At 75.0% G+C, this 16,193-nt stretch carries 14 protein-coding genes and 2 pseudogenes; 5 read left to right on the top strand and 11 right to left on the bottom strand.

What is annotated here, in order from left to right; genetic code table 11:
• Positions 1-61 precede the first annotated feature (61 nt).
• Both KJS59_RS16685 and KJS59_RS16680 read left to right on the top strand, forming a co-directional pair.
• Positions 62-1,366 carry a sensor histidine kinase gene (locus KJS59_RS16685; RefSeq protein ID WP_213453815.1) on the top strand — a complete coding sequence of 435 codons (1,305 nt, stop codon included), beginning with the start codon at positions 62-64 and terminating at the stop codon, positions 1,364-1,366.
• Positions 1,367-1,374: 8 nt separating this feature from the next.
• Positions 1,375-2,043: a LuxR C-terminal-related transcriptional regulator gene (locus KJS59_RS16680; protein ID WP_213453814.1), complete on the top strand. Its 669-nt coding sequence runs from the start codon at positions 1,375-1,377 to the stop codon at positions 2,041-2,043.
• Here KJS59_RS16680 and KJS59_RS16675 read toward each other — a convergent pair.
• From KJS59_RS16675 to KJS59_RS16665, 3 genes are read right to left on the bottom strand one after another with little or no spacing between them, the layout of a single operon-like run.
• Positions 2,028-2,702, bottom strand: a complete 675-nt coding sequence (locus KJS59_RS16675) for an HAD family hydrolase (protein ID WP_213453813.1) — start codon at positions 2,700-2,702, stop codon at positions 2,028-2,030. The two genes, KJS59_RS16680 and KJS59_RS16675, sit on opposite strands and share 16 nt — an antisense overlap.
• A 9-nt stretch (positions 2,703-2,711) precedes the next feature.
• Positions 2,712-2,966 (bottom strand): glutaredoxin family protein, encoded by a 255-nt coding sequence (locus tag KJS59_RS16670; RefSeq protein ID WP_213453812.1) that lies wholly within the window; start codon positions 2,964-2,966, stop codon positions 2,712-2,714.
• A complete protein-coding gene (locus KJS59_RS16665) occupies positions 2,963-4,552 on the bottom strand; it encodes an AMP-binding protein (protein ID WP_306345169.1) in 1,590 nt (529 codons plus the stop codon). Before KJS59_RS16665 ends, KJS59_RS16670 begins: the two co-directional genes overlap by 4 nt.
• Positions 4,553-5,116: 564 nt before the next feature.
• Here KJS59_RS16665 and KJS59_RS16660 point away from each other — a divergent pair.
• From KJS59_RS16660 to KJS59_RS16650, 3 genes are all read left to right on the top strand, one after another.
• Positions 5,117-6,031 (top strand): ECF subfamily RNA polymerase sigma factor, BldN family, encoded by a 915-nt coding sequence (locus KJS59_RS16660; RefSeq protein ID WP_249714307.1) that lies wholly within the window; start codon positions 5,117-5,119, stop codon positions 6,029-6,031.
• A 127-nt stretch (positions 6,032-6,158) separates the two neighbouring features.
• Positions 6,159-7,340 carry a DUF5667 domain-containing protein gene (locus KJS59_RS16655; RefSeq protein WP_249714297.1) on the top strand — a complete coding sequence of 394 codons (1,182 nt, stop codon included), beginning with the start codon at positions 6,159-6,161 and terminating at the stop codon, positions 7,338-7,340.
• 142 nt (positions 7,341-7,482) lie between these two features.
• Positions 7,483-8,391, top strand: a complete 909-nt coding sequence (locus tag KJS59_RS16650) for an HAD family hydrolase (protein WP_213453810.1) — start codon at positions 7,483-7,485, stop codon at positions 8,389-8,391.
• Between the two features lie 19 nt (positions 8,392-8,410).
• On the opposite strand, the gene KJS59_RS16645 is transcribed toward KJS59_RS16650, so the two are convergent.
• From KJS59_RS16645 to KJS59_RS16610, 8 genes and pseudogenes are all read right to left on the bottom strand, one after another.
• Positions 8,411-9,373 (bottom strand): lysophospholipid acyltransferase family protein, encoded by a 963-nt coding sequence (locus tag KJS59_RS16645; protein ID WP_213453809.1) that lies wholly within the window; start codon positions 9,371-9,373, stop codon positions 8,411-8,413.
• 110 nt (positions 9,374-9,483) lie between these two features.
• Positions 9,484-10,563: pseudogene (locus KJS59_RS16640) on the bottom strand (NAD-dependent epimerase/dehydratase family protein); the annotation flags it as partial.
• A gap of 59 nt (positions 10,564-10,622) precedes the next feature.
• A complete protein-coding gene (locus KJS59_RS16635) occupies positions 10,623-10,724 on the bottom strand; it encodes a 30S ribosomal protein bS22 (RefSeq protein ID WP_007465623.1) in 102 nt (33 codons plus the stop codon).
• 219 nt (positions 10,725-10,943) lie between these two features.
• Positions 10,944-11,153: a helix-turn-helix domain-containing protein gene (locus KJS59_RS16630; RefSeq protein WP_213453807.1), complete on the bottom strand. Its 210-nt coding sequence runs from the start codon at positions 11,151-11,153 to the stop codon at positions 10,944-10,946.
• A 182-nt stretch (positions 11,154-11,335) separates the two neighbouring features.
• Positions 11,336-12,520, bottom strand: coding sequence for an ABC transporter permease (locus KJS59_RS16625; RefSeq protein ID WP_213453806.1), 1,185 nt, complete (start codon positions 12,518-12,520; stop codon positions 11,336-11,338).
• Positions 12,520-13,188, bottom strand: a pseudogene (locus KJS59_RS16620) (ABC transporter ATP-binding protein); the annotation flags it as partial. The pseudogene KJS59_RS16620 and the gene KJS59_RS16625, both read right to left, overlap by 1 nt.
• Entirely contained in the window at positions 13,185-14,561 is a 1,377-nt protein-coding gene (locus tag KJS59_RS16615) for an efflux RND transporter periplasmic adaptor subunit (RefSeq protein WP_213453804.1), read from the bottom strand. The pseudogene KJS59_RS16620 and the gene KJS59_RS16615, both read right to left, overlap by 4 nt.
• A gap of 72 nt (positions 14,562-14,633) precedes the next feature.
• Positions 14,634-15,854: a hypothetical protein gene (locus tag KJS59_RS16610; RefSeq protein WP_213453803.1), complete on the bottom strand. Its 1,221-nt coding sequence runs from the start codon at positions 15,852-15,854 to the stop codon at positions 14,634-14,636.
• Positions 15,855-16,193: the final 339 nt, after the last annotated feature.

Below are 16,193 nucleotides of genomic sequence, written 5' to 3'. Positions count from 1 at the left end.
ACCTTTGAGACACCGGGCGACAGGATGGGTGGGGGACGGGACGATGCCTAGCGTCGATGGCATGACCACCACGACCGCGGCGACCGCCGTCGCAGGCGCCAGCCGGCATCCGGGAGTCCCCCGCCAACTGCTCATCGACTCGGCGTACGTGTTCAGCGGGCTGCCCATCGCCCTGGCCAACTTCGTTGTGGTGGTCGCCGGGGTCAGCCTCGGCACCGGGCTGCTGGTCACCGTGGTCGGCATCCCGGTGCTGGCCGGCGCGCTGCGGCTGGCCCGGTTCTTCGCCGACCTGGAGCGGCTGCGCATCCCGGCCATCCTGCGCCGCCCCCGGGTCCGGCCGGCGTACCGGGAGCCCAGGCCGGGCGCGGGCCGCTTCGCCCGGGTGCTGATCCCGATCGCGGACGGGCAGTCGTGGCTGGACGCCACGTTCGGCTTCCTCCGGCTCATCGTGTCGCTGTTCTCGTTCGCCTTCGTGCTGACCTGGTGGGTCGGCGCGATCGCCGGCCTGCTGTACCCGCTGTTCGACTGGGCCATCCCGCACACCGAGGACAACACGCAACTGCACGAGATCCTGGGCATGTCGGACACCCCGCAGAGCCGGATCGGCCTGAACCTGGCCATCGGCGCCTTCTTCGCGCTGACCCTGCCGCTGGTGGCCCGCGGGATGGCGCTGCTGGAGGCGAGCTTCGCCCGCGGCCTGCTCACCGGCGTCGCCGAGGTCCGCGACCGGATCACGGTCCTGGAGGAGCGCCGGGCGGCCGCCGTCTCCGCCGAGGCGAACGCGCTGCGCCGGCTGGAGCGGGACATCCACGACGGTCCGCAGCAGCGGCTGGTCCGCCTCGCCATGGACCTGGGGCGGGTCCAGGAGCAGATGCACACCGACCTGGACGCGGCCCGGCAGACGATCGACGACGCGCTGTCCCAGACCCGGGAGACGCTGAACGAGTTGCGGGCGCTGTCCCGGGGCATCGCGCCGCCGGTGCTCACCGACCGCGGGCTGCCGAGCGCGCTCGCCGCCCTCGCCGGCCGCAGCGCGGTACCGGTCGAACTGTCGGTGGACCCGGCCCTGGGTGCCCCCGAGGGCCGGTTGGACGCGGCGGTGGAGAACGCCGCCTACTTCGTGGTGGCCGAGACGCTGGCCAACGTGAACAAGCACAGCCGGGCCGGCGAGTGCTGGCTGACCGTCACCCGGGAGCCGAAGGCGCTGCGCATCGTCGTGATCGACGACGGGGTGGGCGGGGCGCACCTGGCCAAGGGGCACGGCCTGGCCGGCCTGGCCGACCGGGTGCACGCCACCGGCGGGCAACTCGACCTGACCAGCCCGGCCGGCGGGCCCACCGAGATCAGGGTCGAGCTGCCGTGCTAAACAGGCGCATGCGTGTGGTGATCGCGGACGACGCCGTGCTGCTCCGGGAGGGGCTGGTCCGGCTGCTCACCGAGCGGGGACACGACGTGCTCGCGGCGGTCGGCGACGGGCCGGCGCTGGTGGCGGCGATCGTCGAGCACCAGCCGGACATCTCGATCGTGGACGTGCGGATGCCGCCCTCGCACACCGACGAGGGGCTGCGGGCGGCCGTGGAGGCGCGCCGGCTGGTGCCGGGCAGCCCGGTCCTGGTGCTCTCCCAGTACGTCGAGGTCTCCTACGCCGACGACCTGCTCGCCACGGTCCGGCCGGCCCGCCCGGGCGGCTCCGGTGGCGGGGTCGGTTACCTGCTCAAGGACCGGGTGGCCGCCATCGCCGAGTTCCTCGACGCGCTGGACCGGGTGGCCGCCGGCGGCACGGTGCTGGACCCGGAGGTGGTGCAGCAACTGCTGGTCCGGCGCCGGCGGGACGACCCGCTGCGGGAGCTGACCCCGCGCGAGCGCGAGGTGCTGGGCCTGATGGCCGAGGGCCGCTCGAACACCGCGATCGCCCGCGCACTGGTGGTCAGCGACGGCGCGGTGGAAAAGCACGTCCGCAACATCTTCACCAAGCTCCAGTTGCCGCCCGACGAGGAGCAGCACCGGCGGGTCCTGGCCGTGCTCGCCTACCTGCGCGGCTGAGCGAGCGCCACCGCCTCCAGCAGGGTGTCCGCGACCGGCACGCCGTACCCGCGCAGCCGGTCGGCGTCGGTGAACCCGCCGGTGTAGAGCACGGCGCGGGCGCCGACCGCCGCGGCAGCGTCCGCGTCGTCGAGCGAGTCGCCGATCAGGACCGCGTCCGCGCCGGGCACCCCGAGCGCGGCCAGGTGGGCGGCCAGGTGCCCGGCCTTGTGATCGGCGCTGCCCCGACCGGTGCCGCCGTGCCCGTTGCCGCCCGGCTCGGCACCGGTGCGCAGCCCGTCCACCCGGCGGAACAGTTCAGTGAGGCCGTACCCGTCGACGGTGGGCACCAGGTCCGTGTGGAACCACATGGACAGCAGGGACTGCTCGCCGCCCCAGGCGCGGATGGCCGCCCTCGCGTCGTGCGCCAGGGCGCACTCCGAAAGCCGCGTCCGGTACTCGTCGTGGAACAGCTTGTCCAGGCGGGCGAACTCCTCGGCGTCCACCGGCCGGTCCAGCACCTCGGCGTAGTACTCGGCGATCGGCCGCCGGAACTGGCGGCGGTGCTCGTCGGGGGAGACCGCCCGGCCGTTGACGCTCGCGAAGGCGAGGTTGGTGCAGCGCACCACCGCGTCGAAGTCGTTGAGCAGGGTGCCGTTCCAGTCCCAGACCAGGTGCATCGGGCGATTCTACTGGCCGGCGCCGACGCCCAGGTCGCGCAGCAATCGGCCCTCCTCGACCCGCCAGTAGCCGTGCTCCCTGCCGTCCAGCAGCACCACCGGCACCCGGTCGCCGTACTCCCGCCGCAATTCGATGTCCGAGTCGACGTCCAGCTCCGCCCAGCGCTCGCCGCTCGCGGCGGCCACCCGGTCCATGGCGTCCTTCGCCACGTCGCACAGGTGGCAGCCGTCCCGGGTGATCAGCGTCAGCCGCCCCGCGCTCATGCGCCCTCCTCCAGACCCGGCAACCGGCTCTTGCGGACCTTGCCGATGGTCGAGTGTGGCAGTTCGGCGACGAACTCCAGCGAGGTGGGGCACTTGAACCGGGCCAGGTTGGCGGCGCAGTGCCCGAGCAGCCCGGCCACGTCGACGGTGGCGCCGGGCCGGCGCACCACGTACGCCCGGACCGTCTGGCCGGTGACCGGGTGCGGCGCGGCCACGACCGCGGCCTCGGCCACCGCCGGATGCGCCGCCAGGACCCGCTCGACCTCGTGCGGGTACACGTTGAAGCCGCTGACCAGGATCAGCTCGCCGATCCGGTCGACCAGGAACAGGTCGCCGTCCGCGCCGGCGTAGGCGATGTCGCCGGTGGCCCACCAGCCCTCGGCGTCCGGCCCGCCCCGCCCGTCGGGCCAGTACCCGGAGAACAGGTTCGCGCCGCGCACCACGATCTGGCCGGGGTCGGTGCCGGGCGTGCCGAGTTGCAGGTCCGGCTCGCCGGCGTCGTCCGGCTCCGGCTCCGCCCCGCCCGCGTCCGGCCAGATCACCTCGCCGGCCGGGCCGACCAGGCGGACCTGGACGCCGGGCAGCGGCCGGCCGATCGACTCCGGCTTGGGCGCCGGGCTGGCCAGCGTGGACGTGACGACCGGCGCCGTCTCGGTGAGCCCGTAGCCGACCAGGACCGGGTGCCCGGTGGCGACGGCGAAGCGGGTGGCCGCCGCGCCGTCCAGCGGGGCCGCGCCGCTGACCGCGAGCCGGACCGACGCCATCGCCGCACCGGCGCCCGCCAGCAGCCCCCAGGCGAGAAACATGGACGGGACCCCGAGGAGCGCCGTCAGCCGGTGCCGCTCGATCAGCTCCAGCGTCCCGGCCGGGTCGAAGCGCTCCACCAGCACGCCGCAGGCGCCGTGGTACACCACGGCACCGAGCCCGCAGTTCAGCCCGTACGCGTGGAACAGCGGCAGCGCCAGCAGGACCCGGTCGTCGCGGCCCAGCGGCGCGGGCGTCACCCGGGCAAGCTGCTCGTGGTTGGCGACCAGGGCCCGGTGCGACAGCATGGCGCCCTTCGGCTCGCCCTCGGTGCCGGACGTGTAGAGCAGCACCGCGAGATCCTCGCCGCCGCACCCGGGGGCTTCCACGGTGGCCGGGCGGGGCGCGGTCAGCGCCGCCAGGCCGTCGCCGCCGAGCGGGTGGACGTGCCGCAGCGCCGGCAGGTCGGCCCGGATGCCGGCGACCGCGGCGGCGACGTCCCGGGTGGACACCAGGACGGCGGCGCCCGAGTCGGCCAGCACGTGGCGCAGCTCGCGGGGGGTGTACTCCGGGTTGACCGGCACGGCGACCAGGCCGGCGCGCAGCGCGCCGAACAGGACGGCGGCGAACTCCGGCACGTTGGGCAGGGCGATCGCCACCCGCGCCGGGTAGCCCCGCTCGGCGGGCAGGTCGAGGGCGGACAGTCCGGCGGCGACGGCGTCCACCAGGGCGTCCAAGTCTCCCCAGGAGACGGTCCGGTCCGGGCAGATCAGCGCCGGGCGCCCCGGCCCGGACCGGGCGGCCGCGCGTACCAGGGCGGCGAGGTCGCGGGGTTCCTGCACGGTCGCCGAGTTTGGCACACCGGCCCACATTCATCGGGCGGAAACGATACCGAGATGAAATCGTGTCCTTAACTCGCGCATGAACGGGGAATGAGCCCCCCGGCTGGCGCGACGGCACGCCGATCCCGCGTGTCGCGGCGCCGGCAGTCCACATCGACCGGCCAACACGTCAGGTGACAGCGCACAACCTGTGCGACACAGTCCGTGCATCACGACAAACAATACTTCTCTCTGTAACGGACTCCACACATGTGGGTGAGGTTGGCCCTATGATCGTCCGGGTCGGCTCGCCTCATTGCCGCGAGTCGACACCCCTCACCCCGAGGAGGCCGCTGTGCCCGTGCAAGCACCGCACCCGCCCCTGCAGGGCGAGCGTCGGCAACCGGCGTCGCCCATCCGGTACCCGGACGGGCGCGCGGGACCGGCCCCGCAGCCGGATCACGCTGGTGCATTGCTGCGCGGGTATGCGGAGGAGGGGTAGTGACCGCGGCTTCATACGTCTACAGCAACTCCCAACTGGTCAGCCGCGAGGTGCTCGCGGCGCGCGAGGCCCTCGCCGGCGGGCTGGCCCTGCTGCGCGACGAACTGCGCGAGGTGGTCAGCCTCGCCGTCCGGGGCGACGGCGGCGTGGACCGGACCCGGACCCGCCCGCCCACCAACGAGGGCCCCAGCCGGCACACCCCCGGCGGCAACGCCAAGCCGCTCGGTGGCCGGGTCGCGTCCCCGCCCCGGCCGCCGATGCCGACGCAGCCCGGCCGGGCGCAGGGCGCCGAGGACGACACCGTCGTCATCCTCCGGCCCCCGGTCAGCGCGGACGACACCGCGACCCAGCAACTGCCCAAGCAGCCGCCGGCGCCGTCCGGCGAGCCGCGGTACCCCAGCCGGCCAGACCCGTCCGACGCCGCCGCCGAGGTGTGGGCGTTGGTGGAGCGGGCGCAGGCGGGCGAGGCCGAGGCGTTCGGGCTGATCTACGACCGGTATGTGGACACCGTGTTCCGGTTCGTCTACTTCCGGGTCGGCAACCGGCAACTGGCCGAGGACCTGACGTCCGACACCTTCCTGCGCGCGCTGAAGCGGATCGGCAGCTTCACCTGGCAGGGGCGGGACCTGGGCGCCTGGCTGGTCACGATCGCCCGGAACCTGGTCGCCGACCACTTCAAGTCCGGCCGGTACCGGCTGGAGGTCACCACCGGGGACGTGCTGGACGCCGACCGGGAGGACCGGGGCCCCGAGGGCAGCCCGGAGGCGGCCGTCGTCGACCACATCACCAACGTCGCCCTGCTGACCGCGGTCAAGCAGCTCAACCCGGAGCAGCAGGAGTGCATCGTGCTGCGGTTCCTGCAGGGCTTCTCGGTGGCCGAGACCGCGCAGGCGATGGGGAAGAACGAGGGCGCGATCAAGGCGCTCCAGTACCGGGCGGTCCGGGCGCTGGCCCGGCTGCTGCCGGAGGGGTTCAAGCCGGGCCCGGGGGCAGCGTGACCGCCTTCACTCTTCGTAGCCGTGTGCCGGGGGGACCCGTAACCCGGCGTCCCCACCGGGCGTTTGTCCGGGTGCGACCAACGGTCGCCGACCCGAGGGTCGTGACCAGCGAAGGGGGGTGCCCACGGTGACTACTGCGACGTTTTTCCGCTGGCGCGCCGAGCGCTTCGCGCAACTGCTCGACGAGGCCAACGGCGGGCGCCGTCACCACACCCGCTCCCGGATCGATACGGAAGTCGGCCAGCTCGTCACCCTGAGTCACCGGACCGCCGCGCTGCGCCCATCCGTCGACACCGAGATCGACCCGGATTTCAAGGCCGGCCTGCGGGCCATGCTGCTGGCCACCGCGGAGCGTGACGGCATCGGCGTGACCGCCGTGGCCGCCGAGCCCGAGCCGGCCACCAAGGCCGCCAGCGTCTCCGCCCTGGCCCGGTTCGGCCCCCGGGCCGGTCAGCGGACCGTCGAGGGCGGCGGGCTGTCCGTGCGCGGGCGGCGACTGCGGACCCGGGGGGCGATCCTCGCCGGCGTCGCGGTCGGCGCCATCGCCGTCTCCGGCATCTCCACCGCCAGCGAGGACGCCCAGCCCGGCGACGCCCTGTACGGGGTCAAGCGGAGCACCGAGCGGGCCCAGCTCGCGCTGGCCAGCTCCGACGTCAACCGCGGCCAACTCCACCTGGACTTCGCCCGCACCCGGCTGACCGAGGCCAGCGCGGCGAACACCGCCGGCGCCACGCTGCCCACCCTGCTCGCCGACATGGACTCGGACACCCGCTCCGGGGTGAAGCTGCTCACCACGGCCGCCGCCTCCCGGCGGGACGACGGGCCGCTGCGGTCCCTCGACGCGTTCCTCACCGGCCAGCAGGCCGGCGTGGCGAAGCTCGTCACCCGCGCCGACGGCGAGGATCGCCAGCGGGCGATCGAGTCCCGCACCCTGCTGGAGGACGTCCGGGTCCGGGTCGACGCGCTGCGCCGCACGCTGGCCTGCGGGGCCAGCCCCGACGCCAACACCGACTCGCTCGGCCCGCTGCCACGCACCTGCGGCGTCGTCGCTTCGGACCGGGACAGCTCCCCCACCAACGCCCCGGGTCGGCAGGGCGTACAGCCGCCCGCCGAGGAGTCCCGCGGGGGCACCCAGCCCGAGCGGACGTCCGCCCCGGGCACACCCACCCAGGGCAGCGCCTCGCCGACCGTCGGTGCCACCGCCACCGAATCCCCGGTGGAGCCCAGCGAGTCACCCACCGGATCCAGCGGCGGGGGGCTGCTCGACCAGGTCGGCCGCATCCTGGGCGACCTGCTCGGCGGCGGCTGAGGTACGCGAGTACTCGGGGCCCGGCGACGCGCCGGGCCCCTCGCGCGTGGGGGAGTCGATCTTCGGCGGCGCTCGTCCGACACGGATACGCTTCGTCAGACGGGGGCGCCGCCGGGGCGGTGCCGGAGAGAGGAGGTTCGGCGTGGCCCTTAGCCGCAGGCAGCCGGCGGGGCGGTCGCTGACCGTCCAGACCGACGCCGAGGGGCACACCGCCGGCTGGGCCACCACCGAGGCGGCCCGCGACTTCGAGGCCGCCCTGAAGCTCCCGCCGGACACCTCGACCGCCGCGTTCTTCGATGTCGACAACACCATGATGCAGGGCGCGTCGATCTACTGGCTGGCCCGCGGCCTGGCCGCCCGCAACTACTTCACCACCGGTGACCTGCTCCGCTTCGGCTGGCAGCAGCTGCGGTTCCGGGTGGTCGCCGCCGAGCACTCCGGCCACATGACCAGCGCCCGGGAGGCGGCGCTCGCCTTCGTCGAGGGCTGGCAGGTGGCCGACCTGGAACGGCTCAGCGAGGAGATCTTCGACGAGCTGATGGCCGAGCGCATCTGGTCCGGCACCCGCGCCCTCGCCCAGCTCCACCTGGACGCCGGCCAGCGGGTCTGGCTGGTCACCGCCGCCCCGGTCGAACTCGGCCGGGTGATCGCCCAGCGCCTCGACCTGACCGGTGCGCTCGGCACCGTCGCCGAGGTCCGCGACGGCGTCTACACCGGCCGTCTGGCCGGCGACCTCATGCACGGCCCCGCCAAGGCCGACGCGATCCGCCAGCTCGCCGTCGCCGAGGGCCTGGACCTCGCCCGCTGCACCGCGTACAGCGACTCCAGCAACGACCTGCCCATGCTCTCCGCCGTCGGGCACGCCGTCGCCGTGAACCCGGACGCCGGCCTGCGCCGCGAGGCGCGCGAGCGGGGGTGGGAGGTCCGCGACTTCCGCACCGGCCGCAAGGCCGCCAAGGTCGCCGCCCCGACCGCCCTGGCCGCCGGCGCCCTCACCGGCGCCGTCCTCGCCGGCCTCGCCCTGCGCCGCCGCCGCACCCCACCGGCCTGACCTACCTGGCCAGCCCGACCTACTTGGCGAACGGGTCCGGGCGGCGCTCCAGGAGCCGGTGCAGGGTCTGCTGGATGGTCTCCCGGACCTGGTCGGCCAGGTTGAAGACGACCAGCGGGTCGTCGGCCGAGTCGACCAGGTCGGCGGTGCGGATGGGCTCGCCGAACTCGATCAGCCACTTGCTCGGCAGCGGGATCAGCCCGAGCGGGCCGAGCGCGGGGAACGTCGGGGTGACCGGGAAGTACGGGGCGCCGAGCAGGCGGGCCAGCGGCTTGATGTCGGCCAGCATCGGGTAGATCTCCTCGGCGCCGACGATGGCGGCCGGAATGATCGGCGTGCCGGTGCGCAGGGCCGCCGAGACGAAGCCGCCCCGGCCGAAGCGCTGGAGCTTGTACCGCTGGGAGAAGTGCTTCCCGACGCCCTTGAAGCCCTCGGGGAACACGCCGACCAGTTCGCCGCCGCACATCAGCCGCTCGGCGTCCGGGTTGCAGGCGACGGTGCCGCCGGACTTGCGGGCCAGTTCGGAGACGAACGGCATCCGGAACACCAGGTCCGCGCCGAGCAGCCGCAGGTGCCGCCCCGGGTCCGTGTGCTCGTGCACGGCGACCGAGAGCATCAGCGCGTCCAGGGCGAGGGTGCCGCTGTGGTTGCCCACGATCAGCGCGGGGCCCCCGGCGGGCAGGTGCGCGGCGCCGGTGACCTCGGTACGGAACCAGCCGTGGAAGATCCGGCTCAGCGCCGGCTGGAACACCCGCTCGGTCAGTTCCCGGTCGAAGCCGAACTCGTCGACCTCGTACTGGCCGGACAGGCGCTGGCGCAGGAACGCCAGGCCGGCGGCGACCCGCCGGTCCCACGCGTCGCCGGGGCGGTCCGGCACGGCGGGCTCGGCGGGCGGCGGCACCGGGTGGCCGTTGCGGCGCGCCGGGCGCTCCAGGTCGCCGGCGTCCTCCGGCGGCGGCACCGCGAACCCGCCGGCGCTCATGAGCCCTCCCGCCCCGCGCGGACCTGGCCCGGGTGCTCCCGCGCCGCCCCGCGGACCTGGCGGGCGCGCTCCCGCGCCGACTCGCGGTCCTGGCCGGCGTGCTCCCGCACCGCCTCGCGGACCTGGCGGATGCCGGCCAGGACCGCCTGCTCGGCGCGGGCCAGCCGCTCGGTGTCCAGCACCCGGGTTGCCTCGCCCTGGCCGCGGATGAACTCGTCGAACGCCTCGGCCGTGGTCCGCGGGGTGAAGCCGAACTCGGTGACCAGGCGGGTGGTGTCCACCACTCGGCCGTGCACGAACAGGTCCAACTGGTCGAGGCCGAAGCTGCGCAGGCCGACGTTCGCCCCGAGCGCGGCGGTGGCGGACAGGCCCGGCTCGATCACCGGCATCGCCAGCCGGCCGGCCCGGCGGATCGCCTGGGAGAGGGTGAGCACGCCGGCCCCGGCGACGTTGAAGGTGCCCGGGTGCTCCTCGATGACCGCCCGGTGCAGCACCTCAAGGGCGTCGTCGCTGTGCACGAACTGCAGCCTCGGGTCCCGGCCGAGGACGGTGGGCACCACCGGCCGGGAGAAGTACCGGCTCAGCGTGGTGTCGGCCCGGGGGCCGATCAGCGGCGCGAAGCGCAGCACGGTGGCGGTCACGTCCGGCCGGCGGCGCCGGAAGCCGCGCAGGTACCCCTCGATGTCCAGGATGTCCCGGGCGAAGCCGCCGCGGGGAAGCTCGCGCGGCTCGGTCTCCTCGGTGAACACCGCCGGGTCGCGGAACGACGCGCCGTACGCGGCCGTGGACGAGCGCAGCACCAGCTTGCGCAGCCGGGCCGCCTGCTGGCAGGCGGCGAGCACCTGCATGGTGCCGATGACGTTCAGTTCCTTCTGCACCGCCCGGCCGCCGGCCCCGGGGTCGGCCTGGGCCGCGACCGCCAGGTGCACGACCGCCTCCGCGCCCAGGTCGGCGAGCACGGACGTGCCGCTGCCCGGGTCGACCCGGATCACATCGACGTCCCCGAGCAGGGCCGCCAGGTCGGGCGGGGGCGCGGCGGCGTCCAGACCGATCACCCGGGCCACCCGGGGATCGACGGCGAGCCGGGCGGCGACGTGGGCGCCGATGAACCGGCTCACACCGGTGACAACGACGACCCGCGGCACGCCACCCGGCGCACCGCGCGCGGCGCTACCGGAGCCGGCGGGCACGAGACGCCCTCTTTCGATTCGCGGTGTACCGCCCGGGCCGATCGACCCGGGCGGCCGGATCACTTGCCGAGGCGGCGACGCTGGACGCGGGTCTTGCGCAGCAGCTTGCGGTGCTTCTTCTTCGCCATACGCTTGCGGCGCTTCTTGACCACGGAGCCCATACGGCAGCCCTCTCGATTGCTACGTGTCCCGGGCGCGCGGCGGCGGGCCCGATCATGAACGGCGGTTCGCGACCTGCTCACGCGCGTGAGGCGCGCGGGTCGCGGTCGCCGTCCAGGGTAACCGCCCGGCCCGGTCGAGCGGAAACCGAGGTGCTCGGGAGGGTCAGCCGGCTCGCCGGGGTCGGCTCACCGGCGCGTCATGCGGACGTGCCGTCACGGTCACGCGGATTCGGGAAACGCCTGCCGCAGATACGTGTGTACCGCGTGCTCCGGCACCCGGAAGGACCGTCCTACCCGTACGGCCGTGAGCTCACCGGAGTGGACGAGCCGGTAGACGGTCATCTTCGACACCCGCATCAGCGTCGCCACCTCGCCGACGGTGAGGAACCTGACCTCACCGAGCCGGGTGTCCCCGGGTGTTCCGGTCATGGTTGCACCAACCCATTCTGCTGTTGCGCGTGCGGACCGGGTTCGCGGCGTTCTAAGCCGCGCGAACGCGCGTGTGTGTTGCCAGTACCGTAGCGGGACGACTGAGCGCGCCGGGGGGCGTTTACCACACTTGACCCCAAAAGGGGGTGCAGCAGACGGGGCGTGTCGGGGCGGTAGGCCGGTCATTCGCTGCGCAGCGCGACCACCGGGTCGAGCCGGCCGGCGCGCTGGGCGGGTACCACCCCGAAGACGATGCCGACGGCGGCCGAAACGCCGAAGGCCAGGGCCAGGGACCACCAGGTGATCGCCGCCGGGATCGGCGAGAGGGCCTGGACGACCAGGGCGGTGCCCACCCCCAGCGCCATCCCGGCCGCCCCGCCGATCGAGGTCAGCAGCACCGCCTCAAGCAGAAACTGCACCCCGATGTCGCGCGGCCGGGCGCCGACCGCCTTGCGCAGGCCGATCTCGCGGGTCCGCTCGCGGACCGAGACCAGCATGATGTTGGAGACGCCGACGCCGCCGACCAGCAGCGAGATGCCCGCGATGGCGGCCAGCACCCCGGTCAGCACGCCGAGGATGTCACCGAGCACGCCGAGGATCTGCTCCTGGGTGACCGCGCTGAACTCGGTCTCCGGGTGCCGGTCCCGCAGCGTGGCGACGACCTGGTCACCCAGTTGGTTGATGCGTTCCCGGTCCGGCGCCTTGATCGCGATGCCGTCGATGCGGGTGGTGCCGAACAGCCGGTGCGCGGTGGTGACCGGGATGTGCACCTCGCCGTCCCGGTCCACGCCCAGGCTCTGCCCCAGTGGGGCGAACACACCGATCACCCGGAACCGGACGCCGGCGATGGTGACCTGCTGGCCGATCGGGTCCCGGTCGCCGAACACCGCGCGGGCGACACCGGCGCCGAGCACGGCGACCCGGCGGCCGGTGTCCACATCCGACCGGGTCAGGTAAGAGCCGCGGCCGAGCGAGCGGACGAACACCGCCGGGGTGGTCTCCAGCACCCCCTGCACGGTGGCGAAGCGCTCCCGGTTGCCGGCCCGGACCAGTTCGCCGCTCGCGACCGTGACCGCCACCCGGCTGCGGTCCCCGACCACCCGCGAGACGGCGTCCACGTCGGCGAGCGAGAGGCGGGAGACCGACGGCGCCGACCCGAGGGTCACCTGGCCGGGCACCACGATCAGCAGGTTCGAGCCGAGCCCCTCGACCTGGCTCTCCACCTTCCGCTTGGTCCCGGTGCCGATCGCCACCAGGACCACGACCGCCGCCACGCCGATCACCACGCCGAGCATGGTGAGCAGGCTGCGCAGCCGGTTCGCCCGCAGCGCGTCCAGCGCGACCCGCCACGCCTCGGCCAGCCTCATACGATCACGCCGTCCCGCAGGACGATCTGGCGGCGGGCCCGGGCGGCCACCTCCCGGTCGTGCGTGACCAGCACGACCGCCACCCCCGAGTCGGCGTTCAGCGCCTCCAGCAGCGCCAGCACCGACTGGCCGGTGGCCGAGTCCAGGTTGCCGGTCGGCTCGTCCGCGAGCAGCACCGCCGGGTCGGTGACCAGCGCGCGGGCGATCGCCACCCGCTGCTGCTCGCCACCGGACAGCTGGTTCGGGCGGTGTCCCAGCCGGTGGCCGAGCCCGACCCGCTCCAGCATCGCCGCCGCCCGGGCGCGGCGCTGCCGGGCACCCAGCCCCCGGTACACCAGCGGCAGCGCCACGTTGTCCACCGCCGAGGTGCGCGGGAGCAGGTGGAACGCCTGGAAGACGAAGCCGATGGTCTCGTTGCGCAGCCGGGCCAGGTCGGCCGGGTCCAGCCGGGAGACGTCCCGGCCACCGATCACCAGTCGGCCGCTGGTCGGCCGGTCCAGGCCGCCGAGCAGGTGCATCAGCGTGGACTTGCCGGAGCCGGACGGCCCGACCAGGGCCACGTAGTCGCCTTCCGGAACGGTCAGCGACACCCCGCGCAGGGCGGGAACGCGCACCCCGTCAAGCTCGTAGGTGCGGGTGACGCCGGTCGCCTCGATCGCCGCCGTCATGACAGGGACTGGCCGTCGCGCACCTGGTCGGCGCCGCGCACCACGACCCGCTCGCCGGCGCCCAGCCCGGCGAGGATCTGGACCACGTCCTGCCCCTGCACGCCCACCGTGACGGGCACCCGGGTCGCCCGGCCGTCCCGGACCGCCCACACCGCGTCGCCGCCGTCCGCGCTGAACACCGCCGCGGCCGGCACGGTCACCGCGTCCGCCGCCTCGCGCACCCGCAGGTGCGCCACCGCGCTCATGCCGGGCCGGGGCGTCGGCGCGGCCCGGCCGTCCGGGTACTTTCCGGGGCCCAGGGTCAGCCGCACCTTGTACGCCACACCGCCCCGGCTGGACTGGGTGGGCAGGACGTCCACCGCGCGCACCCGGGTCTCGTACGTGGCCCCGGTGGCCGCGTCCAGTTCCACCGTCCCGGTGGCGCCGGGCGTGACCAGGAGCACGTCGGTCTCGTCCACCTCGGCGAGCAGACCCAGCTCCCGGGTGTCCACGATGGTCAGTACCGCCGTGCCGGCGCCGACCTGGCCGCCCACCGGCACCGCGCCGTCCACGCCCGGCAGGGGCGCGCCGCCGCTCGCCCCGCCGGCCGCGGCCGGGGCCGGACCGGGGACCGCGCCGCCAGCGCCGGCCGCGTTCAGCAGGTCGGAGAGCGAGGTCTGCGCGCCGCCGGTCACCCCGCCGAGCTGGACGACGCCCGCGATCGGCGCGCGCAGCGTCAGCGCGTCCACCGTGGACTTCGCCAGGTCGTACGCCTGCTGCGCCTGCATCCGCTGGGCGGCGCCGAGCGCGCCCACCGCCGACGAGAGGCCCGCGACCCCGCGCTGCACCGCCCGGATCGCCTCGTCGGCCGCCCTGGCCGCGGCGTCGTACTGCCGCTCGGCGACCGTCACCTGCTTCAGCAGCGCCTCCCGAGTGGCCGGGTCGGCGATGCGGCCCGCCGCCGCGCGCGCCGCCTCGAACGCCTCCTGCGCCGCCCGGTCGGTGCGGCGGCTCGCGCCGGTCAGGTTCACGCCGCCGACGCCACCGGACGCCCGCTTCGCCGCCGCCAACGCCTTGCTTGCCTGCGCCAGCCGCTCCCGGGCCGGCGGCGAGTCGATCACCGCGACGATCTGGCCGGCGCGGACCCGGTCCCCGGGGCCGACCGGGAGCGAGCGCAGCGTCCCCTCGGCCGGTGCGGTCAGCGTCGCCGCCGCCCGCGCGGTCACCGAGGCCGGCGCGTCCACGATCTCCGCGACCGCGCCGCGCTGCACCGCGCCGACCGAGACGCCCGACGGCTGGTCGCCACACGACGCCGCGGTGGTCCCGAGGGCGAGCAGGCAGACGGCGAACAGCGTGAAGGTCCGCGCGCCGCGCGGCCGGGAGGTGGGGCGCACGGGGTCATGCTATGCCCGCACCCGGCGCGCGCACCGTCCCCACCGGCACGCCCGCTACCCGATACCGCCGCGTCAGGCGGCGACGCGCTTGACGTAGTCGACGCAGTCGGCGCTCACCGTGGACCAGGGCGCACCGAACGCCGCACGGGACGCCGCGTCCGCCGGCTTGTCCTCGTGGATCACCAGGCGGAAGAACTCCAGCAGCTTCTCCCGCCCGTACCGGTCGCCTAGCCGGCGGCTGGCCAGGTACCCGATGCCGTAGAACGCGGCGACCTGCGACTCGGGGGTGTTCGCCGTTGGCTCGACGCGGTCCAGCTTGCCGTCCCAGCCCTTGTCCCGCAGGTACCGGTGCACCGCCTCCAGGTCCGGGTACTTGGTGACCGGCCGGCCCTCCTCCATCGCGTACTCGGCGATCCCCTCCACCAGCCAGAAGTAGCCCGACGTGCCGGTGGCGCCGCCGCTGAGGGTGGCCACGTGGGTCAACTCGTGGCGCAGCACGTCGTCCACGAAGTCGTTGTCGATGTCGTCCAGCCGGACCGCCACGTCCAGGGTCTGCGGGCCGGAGGGCAGCGCGTAGCCGATGGACCACTTCGGCACGTCGCCCCCGTACCAGCTCTCGACCTCCCGGGAGGTGCCGAAGAAGATCACGTACCGGTCGGGGCGCTTGCCGATGACGAACCGGTCGGCGACCGCGGCGGCCTGCTCCGCCACCGCCTGGAGCTTCGGCAGCCGCCCGGCGAACGAGCGGCTCGCGGCGATCAGCGTCCGTTGGCCGCTGCGGGCGCTCAGCGCGGACATCTCCCACGGGCGGGGACCGTTGGACGCCCGGCCGGAGTCGTCCAGGGCGGTCATCAGGGCCCGGTCGCCGGCGGTCGACCAGCGGGTGGTCACCTGGATGCGCTGCGGGGAGCAGCCGGGCGCGACGAAGCAGAGGGAGACGTTGACGTCCGCCTCCCAGCGGGAGCGCGCGTCGTCGAGGGCGTGCAGCGAGTCCACGCTCTGGGTGAACGAGGCCACCTTCAGGGCGCGCAGCGACCCGTACCGCAGGCGCAGTTCGTCCCGCAGCTTGGTGGCGGTGGGCTCGGCGACGCCGAGGTAGGCGGCCTCGTCGCCCTTGATCAGGGCCTCGGACTGGGCGGTGAGCCGGTCGGTGATGACGCCCTCGACGCCGCCGCCCCGCGCGCCGCCGCCCCCGGGGCCGGTGCCGGTGGCGCCGGCCCGGGTCGCGGCCACCCTCACCAGCACCGCCAGCGGGGTCGTGCAGATCAGCAGCGCGGCGACCACGGACAGCACGATGGGCAGCGTCCGGCGCCGCCGGGCGGGCGCCGGAGCCGGCCAGCCCCCCGGATACGCGGCTCCCGGATACGCGGACCCGGGGTACGCGGCCCCGGGGTATTGGGCCCCGGGGTACGGGTTGCCTGGATACGGCGCCGGCGGCGGGGGCCAGGTGGGCGCCCCGGGTGGCGCATAGCCTGGCCACTGCTCCCCCGGCGGCTGGTACTGCGCAGGCGGGCGGTACCCGCCCGCCGCGTGCGGGGCACCCAGCGCATGCGGGGCACCCAGCGCATGCGGGGCACCCAGCGCATGCGGGGTGTCGTAGTAGGGGCGGGACGGGGCGTCCACGGGCGCGGG

The sequence above is a fragment of the Rhizomonospora bruguierae genome (assembly GCF_018397995.1).
GTDB lineage: Bacteria > Actinomycetota > Actinomycetes > Mycobacteriales > Micromonosporaceae > Rhizomonospora > Rhizomonospora bruguierae.
This window is presented reverse-complemented; position numbering and strand designations above follow the sequence as displayed.

What these genes read in the sequence shown, in the direction of transcription:
- KJS59_RS16685 (WP_213453815.1), top strand. Translation starts at nt 62, where the DNA reads ATGACCACCACGACCGCGGCGACCGCCGTCGCAGGCGCCAGCCGGCAT.
- KJS59_RS16680 (WP_213453814.1), top strand. Translation starts at nt 1,375, where the DNA reads ATGCGTGTGGTGATCGCGGACGACGCCGTGCTGCTCCGGGAGGGGCTG.
- KJS59_RS16675 (WP_213453813.1), bottom strand. Translation starts at nt 2,702, where the DNA reads ATGCACCTGGTCTGGGACTGGAACGGCACCCTGCTCAACGACTTCGAC.
- KJS59_RS16670 (WP_213453812.1), bottom strand. Translation starts at nt 2,966, where the DNA reads ATGAGCGCGGGGCGGCTGACGCTGATCACCCGGGACGGCTGCCACCTG.
- KJS59_RS16645 (WP_213453809.1), bottom strand. Translation starts at nt 9,373, where the DNA reads ATGAGCGCCGGCGGGTTCGCGGTGCCGCCGCCGGAGGACGCCGGCGAC.
- KJS59_RS16635 (WP_007465623.1), bottom strand. Translation starts at nt 10,724, where the DNA reads ATGGGCTCCGTGGTCAAGAAGCGCCGCAAGCGTATGGCGAAGAAGAAG.
- KJS59_RS16630 (WP_213453807.1), bottom strand. Translation starts at nt 11,153, where the DNA reads ATGACCGGAACACCCGGGGACACCCGGCTCGGTGAGGTCAGGTTCCTC.
- KJS59_RS16625 (WP_213453806.1), bottom strand. Translation starts at nt 12,520, where the DNA reads ATGAGGCTGGCCGAGGCGTGGCGGGTCGCGCTGGACGCGCTGCGGGCG.